General features: G+C 74.5%; 12 protein-coding genes. All 12 read left to right on the top strand.

Annotated features, from left to right (window positions below):
• Positions 1-19 precede the first annotated feature (19 nt).
• The 12 genes from mihF to ACRYR2_RS22985 all read left to right on the top strand — a co-directional run bounded on the left by mihF (position 20) and on the right by ACRYR2_RS22985 (position 11,998).
• Complete coding sequence (gene mihF / locus ACRYR2_RS23040; RefSeq protein ID WP_432565233.1) at positions 20-358, top strand: integration host factor, actinobacterial type; 339 nt, start codon at positions 20-22, stop codon at positions 356-358.
• 26 nt (positions 359-384) lie between these two features.
• Positions 385-945 carry a guanylate kinase gene (gene gmk / locus ACRYR2_RS23035; RefSeq protein WP_432565232.1) on the top strand — a complete coding sequence of 187 codons (561 nt, stop codon included), beginning with the start codon at positions 385-387 and terminating at the stop codon, positions 943-945.
• A gap of 30 nt (positions 946-975) precedes the next feature.
• Complete coding sequence (rpoZ, locus tag ACRYR2_RS23030) at positions 976-1,239, top strand: DNA-directed RNA polymerase subunit omega (RefSeq protein WP_432565231.1); 264 nt, start codon at positions 976-978, stop codon at positions 1,237-1,239.
• On the top strand, positions 1,236-2,507 hold the full coding sequence (gene coaBC, locus ACRYR2_RS23025) for a bifunctional phosphopantothenoylcysteine decarboxylase/phosphopantothenate--cysteine ligase CoaBC (RefSeq protein WP_432565230.1): 1,272 nt from the start codon (positions 1,236-1,238) through the stop codon (positions 2,505-2,507). Before rpoZ ends, coaBC begins: the two co-directional genes overlap by 4 nt.
• Positions 2,504-3,706 carry a methionine adenosyltransferase gene (metK, locus tag ACRYR2_RS23020; RefSeq protein WP_432565229.1) on the top strand — a complete coding sequence of 401 codons (1,203 nt, stop codon included), beginning with the start codon at positions 2,504-2,506 and terminating at the stop codon, positions 3,704-3,706. The genes coaBC and metK overlap by 4 nt, the downstream gene beginning before the upstream one ends.
• Positions 3,707-3,849: 143 nt before the next feature.
• Positions 3,850-5,778, top strand: coding sequence for a primosomal protein N' (locus ACRYR2_RS23015; protein ID WP_432565228.1), 1,929 nt, complete (start codon positions 3,850-3,852; stop codon positions 5,776-5,778).
• Positions 5,779-5,983: 205 nt separating this feature from the next.
• On the top strand, positions 5,984-6,994 hold the full coding sequence (locus ACRYR2_RS23010; RefSeq protein WP_432565227.1) for an aldo/keto reductase family protein: 1,011 nt from the start codon (positions 5,984-5,986) through the stop codon (positions 6,992-6,994).
• 89 nt (positions 6,995-7,083) lie between these two features.
• Positions 7,084-7,629 (top strand): peptide deformylase, encoded by a 546-nt coding sequence (gene def, locus ACRYR2_RS23005; RefSeq protein WP_432565226.1) that lies wholly within the window; start codon positions 7,084-7,086, stop codon positions 7,627-7,629.
• A complete protein-coding gene (fmt, locus tag ACRYR2_RS23000) occupies positions 7,629-8,549 on the top strand; it encodes a methionyl-tRNA formyltransferase (RefSeq protein ID WP_432565225.1) in 921 nt (306 codons plus the stop codon). Before def ends, fmt begins: the two co-directional genes overlap by 1 nt.
• Entirely contained in the window at positions 8,546-10,000 is a 1,455-nt protein-coding gene (locus ACRYR2_RS22995) for an RsmB/NOP family class I SAM-dependent RNA methyltransferase (protein WP_432565224.1), read from the top strand. The genes fmt and ACRYR2_RS22995 overlap by 4 nt, the downstream gene beginning before the upstream one ends.
• A 99-nt stretch (positions 10,001-10,099) precedes the next feature.
• Positions 10,100-10,876, top strand: a complete 777-nt coding sequence (locus ACRYR2_RS22990) for an isocitrate lyase/PEP mutase family protein (protein ID WP_432565223.1) — start codon at positions 10,100-10,102, stop codon at positions 10,874-10,876.
• A 78-nt stretch (positions 10,877-10,954) separates the two neighbouring features.
• Positions 10,955-11,998, top strand: coding sequence for an alpha-hydroxy acid oxidase (locus tag ACRYR2_RS22985; protein WP_432565222.1), 1,044 nt, complete (start codon positions 10,955-10,957; stop codon positions 11,996-11,998).
• Positions 11,999-12,064 lie beyond the last annotated feature (66 nt).

Raw genomic sequence — 12,064 nt, 5'->3', positions numbered from 1 at the left:
GACGACCTGAGGTGATGAAGTGGCACTGCCTCCCCTGACCGCCGAACAGCGCGCCGCTGCTCTGGAGAAGGCGGCCGCGGCCCGGCGGGAGCGTGCCGAGGTCAAGCACCGCCTGAAGTACACCGGCGGCAGCCTCGAGGAGGTCATCAAGGAGGGCCAGGAGAACGAGGTCCTCGGCAAGATGAAGGTCTCCGCCCTCCTGGAGTCCCTGCCGAACGTGGGCAAGGTCCGCGCCAAGCAGATCATGGAGGAGATCGGCATCTCCGAGTCCCGGCGCGTCCGGGGCCTGGGGGCCCACCAGATCGCCGCGCTCGTCGACCGCTTCGGCGGCGCCAACGGGACCGGGAGCGAGTCCTGAACGTCCAGCAGTCCAGCACCAACCGCTTGACCGTCCTGGCCGGCCCCACCGCGGTCGGCAAGGGCACCGTCTCGGCCGACCTGCGGGCCCGGTACCCGCAGATCTGGATCTCGGTGTCCTGCACCACGAGGGCCCAGCGCCCGGGCGAGGTGGACGGGGTGCACTACCACTTCGTCTCCGAGGAGACGTTCGACTCCTACGTCCGCGACGGCCAGCTGCTGGAGTGGGCGCGCGTGCACGGCAGGCACCGCTACGGCACCCCGCGCGGGCCCGTCGAGGAGGTCCTGGCCTCCGGACGCCCCGCGCTGCTGGAGATCGACCTCGCCGGTGCACGCCAGGTCCGGCAGGCCATGGCCACGGCCGACTTCGAGGCCGGTTTCGTCTTCCTCGCCCCACCCAGCTGGGAGGAACTGGTCCGCCGGCTCGTCGGCCGCGGCACCGAGACCGAGGAGGAGCGCGAGCGCCGCCTGGCGACCGCGAAGGTCGAGCTGGCGGCCGAGCCGGAGTTCGACGTCACGATCTACAACGACGACGTGCAGCGGGCGACGGACGAGCTCGTAAGATGGATGGGTCTGCCCGTCAGCTGACGGGCTGCTTTCGAAACGAGGAGAAGAATCGTGGCTGGAACCGTCGCGGCGCCCGAGGGCATCACCAACCCGCCCATCGACGACCTGCTGACGGCCGCCGACTCCAAGTACGCCCTGGTGATCTACGCGGCCAAGCGCGCCCGCCAGATCAACGCGTACTACTCCCAGCTCGGCGAGGGTCTGCTGGAGTACGTCGGCCCGCTGGTGGAGACCCACGTGCAGGAGAAGGCCCTGTCGGTGGCCATGCGCGAGATCAACGAGGGTCTGCTGACCTCGGAGCCCATCGAGCAGTGAGCACCTCCGCCCACGGCCTTCAGGATCGGCCGCGCGTCGTCCTGGGGGTCGCGGGCGGGATCGCCGCCTACAAGGCGGCGCTGCTGCTGCGCGACCTGACCGAGTCCGGCCACGACGTCACCGTCGTGCCCACGGCCGCCTCGGAGCACTTCGTCGGCCGCGCGACCTGGGAGGCCCTGTCGGGTCACCCCGTCGCCACCGACGTCTGGTCGCACGTGCAGGACGTCCCCCACGTGCGGCTGGGCCGGTACGCCGACCTCGTCGTGGTCGCCCCCGCGACCGCGGACCTGCTGGCCCGCGCCGCGCACGGCCTGGCCGACGACCTGCTGACCAACGTCCTGCTGACGGCCACCTGCCCCGTGCTGCTCGTCCCCGCGATGCACACCGAGATGTGGCTGAACGCCGCGGTGCAGGCCAACGTCGCGCTGCTGCGCGCGCGGGGGGTCACCGTGCTGGAACCGGCGTCGGGGCGGCTGACCGGAGCCGACTCCGGTCCCGGGCGGATGCCCGAACCGGCCGACATCGCCGCGGCCTGCCGCCGTCTGCTGGGGTCGGGGGCGCGCTCGTACGACCTGGCCGGCCGTCGCGTCGTCGTCTCCGCCGGCGGCACCCGTGAACCGCTGGACCCCGTCCGCTTCCTGGGCAACCGCTCCTCGGGCCGGCAGGGCGTGGCCCTGGCCGCGGCCGCCGCCGCGCGGGGGGCGTCGGTGACCCTGGTGGCCGCGCACGTGGAGGTCCCCACCCCCGCCGGGGTGGACGTCGTGCCCGTGCAGACCGCGGCCGAGCTCGCTGAGGCGGTGACGAAGCTCGCCGCCGGCGCCGACGTCGTCGTGATGGCCGCGGCCGTGGCCGACTTCCGGCCCGCCGCGCGCTCGCAGGCCAAGATCAAGAAGACCGACGACCCCGCCCAGGACCCCGTCGTCGTCCTGGAGCGCAACCCCGACGTCCTGGCCGGTCTCGTGCGGGCGCGCACGGGTGCCTCCCCGGTGCTGGTCGGGTTCGCCGCCGAGACCGGCGACGAGAGCGGGACCGTCCTGCAGCACGGCCGGGCCAAGCTGGCCCGCAAGGGCTGCGACCTGCTGGTGCTCAACGAGGTCGGCGAGGCGAAGGGTTTCGCCACCGCGACCAACGCCGTGACGATCCTGGGCCGCGACGGCACCGAACGCGAGGTGCCCGAGGCGAGCAAGGACGTGGTGGCCGACGCGGTGTGGGACGCGGTCGTGCCTATGCTGCCCCCACCTGCTGTGCTGACGACTGGAGCCCTGTGACCACCCCGCTGCGTCTGTTCACCTCGGAGTCCGTGACCGAGGGGCACCCGGACAAGATCTGCGACCAGATCTCCGACGGGATCCTCGACGCGCTGCTCGCGCAGGACCCCCGCAGCCGCGTCGCGGTGGAGACGATGGTCACCACCGGGCTCGTGCACGTCGCCGGTGAGGTGACCACCGAGGCCTACGCCGACATCCCCACGATCGTGCGCCAGACGCTGCTGGGCATCGGGTACGACTCCTCGGCCAAGGGTTTCGACGGCCGCACCTGCGGGGTCGAGGTCTCCATCGGCTCGCAGTCCCCGGACATCGCCCAGGGCGTCGACGAGGCGTGGGAGAACCGCCAGGACGGCGGCGGAGCGGACCCGCTGGACCTGCAGGGTGCCGGCGACCAAGGCCTGATGTTCGGGTACGCCTGCGACGACACCCCCGAGCTGATGCCGCTGCCGATCCACCTGGCCCACCAGCTCTCCCAGCGGCTGGCCGAGGTCCGCAAGAAGGGTGAGATCCCCTACCTGCGTCCCGACGGCAAGACCCAGGTGACCATCGGCTACGACGGCGACAAGGCCGTCAGCCTGGACACCGTGGTGCTGTCCACCCAGCACGAACCCGACGTGGACCTGGTCCACACGCTGACCCCGGACGTGCGCCGGCACGTCATCGAGCCGGTCCTGGAGGGTCTCGACCTCGACACCTCCGACATCCGGCTGCTGGTCAACCCGACCGGCCGCTTCGAGATCGGCGGGCCGATGGGTGACGCGGGCCTGACCGGGCGCAAGATCATCGTCGACACCTACGGCGGGATGTCCCGCCACGGTGGTGGCGCGTTCTCCGGCAAGGACCCCTCCAAGGTCGACCGCTCCGCGGCGTACGCCATGCGCTGGGTCGCCAAGAACGTCGTCGCGGCCGGGCTCGCCTCGCGCTGCGAGGTCCAGGTCGCCTACGCCATCGGCAAGGCCCAGCCGGTCGGCCTGTACGTCGAGACGTTCGGCACCGAGAAGGTCGCCCGCGGCCGCATCGAGGCCGCGATCCGCGAGGTCTTCGACCTGCGCCCGGCCGCGATCGTGCGCGACCTGGACCTGCTGCAGCCGATCTACGCACCGACCGCGGCCTACGGCCACTTCGGCCGGGAACTGCCCGGGTTCTCCTGGGAGCGCACCGACCGGGCCGACGCGCTGCGCGCCGCCGTCGGGGCCTGAGCACCCTGGAGCCGGACCTGGGTTCGGACGCGGCGGACGCCCAGCCCACGCTCGAGGGGCTGGGCGTTCCCGCTGCTCCGAAGAAGCCGGCCCGCAGGCGGAAGGCGCTCGAGGACGTCACCGAGTCCGACCCGGTCGCCCGGGTGCTCGTCAGCTCGCAGCTGCCGCACCTGGACCGGCCCTTCGACTACCTGGTGCCGGCCTCGATGGAGCACACCGCCGAGCCCGGGCGCCTGGTGCGCGTCCCGTTCGCCGGGACCGACGCCGAGGGGTACGTCCTGGAACGCCTCGCCGCCAGCGACCACACCGGTCGTCTCGCCCGGCTGCGCCGCGTCGTCTCCGGCCTGCCGGTGCTCACGCCCGCGACGCTGGAGCTGTGCCGGCGGGTCGCGGCGCAGTACGCCGGGACCCTGTCCGACGTCGTGCGGCTGGCGGTCCCCGGTCGGCACGCCGCCGCCGAGGAGCAGGTGCTCGAGGCCGCGCCCGTCGTCCACGAACGCGTGGTGCTGGGGCAGGACCTGCACGGCTGGGAACGGCACAGCGCCGGCCCGGCGTTCCTGGCCCACGTCCGCGACGGGTCCTCCCCGCGGGCCGTCGCGACCTTCGCCCCCGGCAGCGACCCGTTCGCGCTGCTGGCCGTGGCCGCCCGCGCGGCGCTCGCCTCCGGACGCACCGCACTGCTCGTCGTGCCCGACCACCGCGACCTGCAGCGGCTGTCGGCCGCCCTGGACCGGATCGTGCCCGAGGGGCACGTGCGGCTGGAGGCCGAGACGGGCCCGGCGCCGCGGTACCGGGCGTTCTGCGAGGCGCTGACCGGCCGCGCGCGGATCGTCGCCGGCACCCGGGCGGCGGTGTTCGCCCCGCTGCCCAACCTCGGGCTCGTCGCCGTCCTGGAGGACGGTGACGACTCGCACGCCGACCAGCGCGCGCCCTACCCGCACGCCCGTGAGGTCGCGGTCCTGCGCGCCGAGCAGACCGGCGCGGCGGCGCTGTTCGCCGGCTGGACCCGCACCGCCGAGACGCAGCTGCTGCTGGAGTCCGGCTGGGCCCGGCCCGTCCTGGCCACCCGCGACGTCGTGCGCACCACGTCGCCGCGCATCGCCATCGCCGGAACGTCCGGCCCCGACGCCCAGGACCCGCTGGCCGCCGCGGCCCGGCTGCCCAGCGACGGCTGGCGGGTGCTGCGCGAAGCCGTCAAGCGCGGCCCGGTCCTCGTGCAGGTGCCGCGGACCGGGTACGTGCCGACGCTGGCCTGCCAGACCTGCCGCGAACCGGCGCGCTGCTCCTCCTGCCACGGACCGCTGGGGGTGCCGGACGCGGGAGAGCGGGCCGGCTGCCGCTGGTGCGGGCGGCCGGCGACCGACTGGACGTGCGGCAACTGCGGCGACTCCCGGTTCCGCGCCGTCGTCACCGGCGCGCGCCGGACCGCGGAGGAACTCGGGCGGGCCTTCCCCGGCGTCGACGTGCGGACCTCCGGCGGGTCGCACGTGCTGGACACCGTCCCCGACGCCCCCTCCCTGGTCATCTCCACCCCCGGCGCCGAACCCGTCGCGCCGCAGGGGTACGCCGCGGCGCTGCTGCTGGACGGCTGGGCGTTGCTGGCCCGGCCGGACCTGCGCGCGGCCGAGGAGGCCTACCGCCGGTGGACCGCCGCGGCGGCCCTGGTGCGCCCGGCCTCGGCCGGCGGGGCCGTCGTGCTGGTCGCCGACCCGCAGGCCCCACCGGCCCAGGCCCTGGTGCGCTGGGACCCGGCCGGGCACGCCGAACGCGAACTGGCCTCCCGGCGCGAGCTCGACCTGCCGCCCGCGGCCCGGTTCGCCGGGCTCATCGGCGTGGCCGCCGACGTGGAGGAGTTCGTCGCCGCGCTGCCGCCGCTGCCCGGCTCCCGCGTCCTGGGCCCGCTGCCGGTGCCCGACCGCCCCGGGCGGGCGCCCATGGTGCGCAGCGTCGTGCGGGTGCCCCGGTCGGAGTCGGCGGCCCTGGCCGCCGCGGTGAAGAACGTCACCGCGGGCCGCAGCGTGCGCAAGCTGCCGCCGGTGCGGGTGCGGGTGGACCCGCTGCAGATCGGGTGAGGCGCTCCCCGAGGGCGCACCCGTCGGTGTCACCACGTGGAGGACGGTGTGGGTGTCCCGACCCGGTCGTCCGGGCGCCGCCTTCCGGACACCCACGCCTCACTCCACGACCGGCGCCGTGGCGTTCCGTCCGTCTGGGGGGCCGTCCGGCACCTCCTCGCCGGTACCGATCGCGCGACGCCGCCGGCGGGTGAAGGATCGCGACGTGGAATTCCGACACCTCGGCCGCTCCGGCCTGAAGATCAGCGAGATCACCTACGGCAACTGGCTCACCCACGGCTCCCAGGTCGAGAACGAGGCGGCGATCGCCTGCGTGCACGCCGCCCTCGACGCCGGGATCAGCACCTTCGACACCGCCGACGTCTACGCCAACACCGCCGCCGAGACCGTCCTGGGCACGGCGCTGAAGGGACAGCGCCGCGAGTCCCTGGAGATCCTCACCAAGGTCTTCGGGCCGATCGGCCCCAAGGGCCACAACGACACCGGCCTGTCCCGCAAGCACGTCCTGGAGGCCTGCGAGGGCTCGCTGCGCCGGCTGGGCACCGACCACATCGACCTCTACCAGGCGCACCGCTACGACTACGCGACGCCGCTGGAGGAGACGATGCAGGCCTTCGCCGACCTCGTGCGGGCCGGCAAGGTGCTCTACGTCGGCGTCAGCGAGTGGACCGCCGACCAGCTGCGCGCCGGGCACGCGCTGGCCCAGCAGCTCGGCATCCAGCTCATCTCCAACCAGCCGCAGTACTCGATGCTGTGGCGCGTCATCGAGGGCGAGGTCGTGCCCGCCTCCCGTGAACTCGGTGTCTCGCAGGTGGTCTGGTCGCCCATCGCCCAGGGCGTGCTCACCGGCAAGTACACCCCCGGTGGCCAGGCGCCGCAGGGGTCGCGCGCGACCGACACCAAGGGCGGCGCGAAGATGATCGAGCGCTGGATGCGCGACGACGTGCTGTCCCGCGTGCAGGAGCTCAAGCCGGTCGCCGCGGACCTGAACCTGTCGATGGCCCAGCTCGCCGTCGCCTGGGTGCTGCAGAACGACAACGTGGCCACCGCGATCATCGGTGCCTCCCGGCCCGAGCAGGTCCACGACAACGCCGCCGCGGCCGGCGTGACGATCCCGGCCGACGCCCTGGCGCGCATCGACGCCGTCCTGGGCGACGTCGTCGAGCGCGACCCGGCCAAGACGTACGACAGCTCGCCCAAGCAGCGCGAGGCCTGACCCTCCCGCCCCCTGCGGGGCGCAGGGTGGCCGTGCGGAGCGGGCCTACACTTGAGCGGCCCGTTCCGCACCGCCTGCCAGGGAGCACAGTGGCGATCCAGCCGATCCGACTCTTCGGGGACCCCGTCCTGCGCCAGCGCGCGCAGGAGGTCACCACCTTCGACAAGGAGCTGCGCCAGCTCGTCAAGGACCTCGAGGAGACGATGCTCGCCGCCCCCGGGGCGGGGCTGGCCGCACCCCAGCTCGGCGTCTCGCTGCGGGTCTTCACCTACCACGCCGACGGCGAGCTCGGGCACCTGGTCAACCCCGTCCTGGAGCTGTCCGACGAGTGCCAGGAGGGCGACGAGGGCTGCCTGTCGTTCCCCGGCATCGTCGCCGACACCCGCCGCTCGCTGCACGTGGTCGCCAAGGGCTTCGACATGCACGGCGAGCCGATCACCGTCACCGGCTCGGAGTTCAAGGCCCGCGCGATCCAGCACGAGACCGACCACCTGGACGGGATCCTGTTCATCGACCGGCTCGACAAGGCCCAGCGCAAGCTCGCGCTCAAGGCCGTCCGCGAGGCCGAGTGGCTGGGCCTGGACGTCCCGCAGGTCAAGGTGTCCCCGCACTCCACGTTCGGTCAGGCGAGGTAGTGCGCCTCGTCGTCGCCGGAACCCCCGACGTCGCGCTCGCCTCGCTCGACGCGCTGCTGGCCAGCCGTCACGAGGTCGTCGCCGTCCTGACCCGGCCCGACGCCGCCGCCGGGCGGGGCCGCCGGCAGGTCGCCTCGCCCGTCGCCCAGCGTGCCCGCGAGGTCGGGCTGCCCGTCCTGCAACCGGTCCGGCCGCGGGGGGAGGAGTTCCTGGAGCAGCTGCGGGCCCTGGAGCCGGACGCCTGCCCCGTCGTGGCCTACGGAGCGCTCGTCCCGCGCGAGGCGCTGGACGTGCCGCGGTTCGGCTGGCTGAACCTGCACTTCTCGCTGCTGCCCGCCTGGCGCGGTGCCGCTCCCGTGCAGCGCGCCGTGATGGCCGGCGACGACGTCACCGGCGCCGCCGTGTTCGAACTCGAGGAGGGGCTGGACACCGGGCCCGTGTACGCCTCGCTGACCGAACCGGTCGGGGCGAGCGACACCTCCGGCGACCTGCTCGGCCGGCTCGCCGTGCGTGGCGCCGACCTGCTGGTGGGGGTGCTCGACGCGATCGAGGACGGCACCGCGGTGAAGACGCCGCAACCGGAGGTCGGTGTCACCCTGGCCCCGAAGATCACCGTCGAGGAGGCCCGGATCGACTGGACCGCAACCGCCGCCGAGGTCGACCGGCGGGTCCGCGGCTGCACGCCGGACCCCGGTGCCTGGACGACGTTCCGCGGTGAGCGGGTCAAGGTCGGTCCCGTCGTGCCGGGGCCGGAGCAGCTCCCGGCAGGCCGGATCGTGGTCGAGAAGAAGCGCGTCCTGGTGGGGACCGCGCAGGGCTCCGTGGCGTTGGGCACCGTCCAGGCCGCGGGCAAGAAGGCGATGGGCGCGACCGACTGGGCGCGCGGGATCCGGCCGGAGCCGGAAGAGGAGTTCGTGTGACTGGTCGGTCCATCCCCGGAGTGAGCACCCCGCGGCGCGGGGTGAAGCAGGACCGTTACACCCGCGTCGACGCCTCGCGCAAGGTCGCCTACGAGGTGCTGCACGCCGTCTCGACCGAAGACGCCTACGCCAACCTCGTCCTGCCGAAGCTGTTGCGCGCCAGGAAGTTGAACGGCCGTGACGCGGCCTTCGCGACCGAGCTGGCCTACGGCGTGCTGCGCGGGCAGGGCACCTACGACGCCCTGCTGGCCACGATCGTGGACAGGCCGTTCACCGAGCTGGACCCCGGCGTGCTCGACGTCCTGCGGATGGGCCTGCACCAGCTGCTGGCCATGCGGGTGCCCGACCACGCCGCGGTGGCCACGAGCGTCGCGCTGGCCCGCAACGTCGTCGGCGGCGGGCCGTCGGGGCTGGTCAACGCCGTGCTGCGCAGCGCCGCCGGCCGCGACCTGGAGACCTGGATCGACGAGGTCGCGACCTCGCAGGTCGAGGACGAGAACCTCGCCGTCCGCTACTCGCACCCGCAGTGGGTCGTCCGCAGCCTGCGCGAGGCGCTGCGGGCCCACGGCCACGACCCGGCCGAGCTGCCCGAGCTGCTGCACGCCGACAACACCCCCGCGCACGTCGCGCTCGCCGCGCTGCCGGGCCTGTCGACCCCCGACGACCTCGTCGGGCGGGACTCCTTCCTGGAGATCGGCACCGGCCGGTGGTCGGCCACGGCGGCGCACGTCGTGCACGGTGATCCGGGCAAGCTGCCCGCCGTCCGCCAGGGCCGGGCCCGCGTCCAGGACGAGGGCTCGCAGATCGTGGCCCAGCTGCTGGCCGCCGCCTCCCTCGAGGGCCGGGACGAGCAGTGGCTGGACCTGTGTGCCGGGCCCGGCGGCAAGGCCGCCCTGCTGGCCGCCACGGGCGCCCAGCGCGGGGCGCGGCTGACGGCCGTCGAGGTCGCCCCGCACCGGGCCGACCTCGTCCGGCAGTCCCTCGCCGCCGTCCCGGGCGAGGTCGAGGTCCGGGTCGCCGACGGCCGCGACGTCGGCGCCGACGAACCGGGGGAGTACGACCGCGTCCTGGTCGACGCCCCCTGCACGGGCCTGGGGGCGCTGCGCCGCCGGCCCGAGGCCCGCTGGCGCCGCACCCCCGCCGACCTCGGGGCGCTCGGGCCGCTGCAGCGCGCGCTGCTCGGCTCCGCCCTCGACGCGGTGCGCCCCGGCGGGGTCGTCGCCTACGCCACGTGCTCGCCGGTGCTGTCCGAGACCCGTCTCGTCGTCGACGACGCGGTCAAGGCCGCCGCCCGGCGGGGCGTCGAGGTCGAACGCCTCGACACCCCCGCCGTCCTGGAGCAGGTCGTTCCCGGGATGCCCGCCGCCGCGGCCGGCCAGGCCGTGCAGCTGTGGCCGCACACCCACGGCACCGACGCGATGCACGTGGCCCTGCTGCGCCGCACCGCCTGACCCCCACCCCGGCGATCAAGGAATCGGCACCCGTCGACGAGCGGTCGAATCCTTGATCGTCGCCGTCGAATCCTTGATCGCCGGGGTAGGTTCGGGAGGGTGAACTCCGCTGAGAAGGCCGCGCGGCTGCGGCAACTGCACGAGGACCCCGAGCTCCTCGTCCTCGTCAACGTCTGGGACGCCGTCTCCGCCACGGTCGTCGCGGCCGAACCGCAGACGAAGGCGCTGGCCACCGCCGGGCACTCCATCGCCTCCACCTTCGGCTACGGCGACGGCGAGCAGATCCCGCTCGACCTCGCGCTGTCCCTCGTCGAGCGCATCGTCGTCGCCGCCGGCGACCTGCCGGTGTCCGCCGACCTCGACGGCGGTTTCGGCGACGCGGGGGAGACCACCCGCAAGGCCATCGGCGTCGGCGTCGTGGGCGCCAACGTCGAGGACCAGCTGCGCCCGCTGGCCGAGTCCGTGGCCAACGTCGAGGCGATCGTGGCCGCCGGGCAGGCCGAGGGCGTCCCGTTCGTCCTCAACGCCCGCACCGACGCCCTGGCCAAGGGCGGCGAGCGCGGCCGCGACGTCTGGCTGCCCGACGCGATCGAACGCGGCACGGCCTACCTGCAGGCGGGCGCCACCAGCGTCTTCGTGCCCGGCCCCCTGGACGAGGACGCCGTCCAGCAGCTCGTCGCCGCGTTCGGCCCGCAGAAGCTGTCGGTCATCGGGTTCCCCGGCGTCCCCGACCAGGCGCGCCTGGCCGAGCTCGGCGTCGCGCGCATCACCTACGGCCCGCTGACCCAGCGCGTCGCGCTCACCGCGCTGCAGGACGCCGCCCGCGGCATCTACGCCGGCGGGGGCATCCCGGAGGGCACCCGTGCGCTGAACTGAGCCCGTTCGCGTGACCTCGGCCCCGGAAACCGGGCGGACGGTCCCGAACGGCCCGGCCGGTGGGCGAGGATACGGTCCGTGACCTGGATCGAGGACCTCGCCCACCGCGCCGACGCCGTGCTGCCGGACTACGTCTCGGCCTACTACCACTCCAACGCGGGCGACGGTTCCTGCGACCGCGAGGGCATCGCCGACTGGAACTCCTTCCGGCTGCGCCCCACCGTGCTGCGCGACGCCTCCGCCCAGGACCTGACCAGCGAGGTGCTCGGCACGCCGGTGGCCGCCCCGGTCCTGGTCGCCCCGATGGCCCAGCAGGTCGGTGCCCGCCCCGAGGGCGAGGTGCTCACCGCCCAGGGCGCGGCGAAGGCCGGCACGCTGCTCGGGGTCTCCACCAACACCGGCGCGGTCTTCGCCGACATCGCCGCCCAGGGCGCCCCCTGGTGGTACCAGGTCTACGTCGCGCGCAACCGCGACGCGACGCGCCTGCTCGTCGAACGCGCCGCCGCGGCCGAGGCCAGGGCGCTCATCCTCACCGTCGACACCACACCGCTGGGCCGGGAGATCCCCGCGATCGATCCGCGCAACTGGCCCGAGAGCCACCGCAAGAACCGCACCGCCAACCTCACCGCCGACGAGCTCGAGCGGTTCGGCCCCGACACCGACATGGCGCTCGACCTCACCCCCGACACCATCGGCTGGCTCGCCGAGGTCTCCGGACTGCCGGTGCTGTGCAAGGGCGTGCTCACCGCCCGCGACGCCCGCCGCTGCGTCGACGCCGGCGCCGAGGGGATCATCGTCTCCACCCACGGCGGCCGCCGGCTGGGCGCCTCGGTCACCTCGGCCTACGCGCTGCCCGAGATCCTCGCCGAGGTCGGTTCCGAGGTGGAGGTGCACGTCGACTCCGGCATCCGCGGCGGCGCGCAGGCCGCGGCGGCGCTCGCGCTCGGCGCCAAGGCCGTGCACATCGGCCGCCCCGTCATGTGGGGCCTGGCCGCCGACGGCGCCGACGGTGTCGCCGACGTCCTGGCGCGCTACCAGGCCGAGCTGGTGACGACGTTGCGGCAGATGGGGATCGGCTCGGTGCGTGACCTGGCGCCCAGCGACGTCGTCTTCCGTCGCTGACTTCACGCTGTGTGGTCGCGGGGTGGGGGACCGTTGGAGCGTCGGGCCGGACCTACCGGCCCGACG

It is taken from the genome of Kineococcus deserti (genome assembly GCF_050871945.1).
Taxonomy (GTDB): domain Bacteria; phylum Actinomycetota; class Actinomycetes; order Actinomycetales; family Kineococcaceae; genus Kineococcus.
This window is presented reverse-complemented; position numbering and strand designations above follow the sequence as displayed.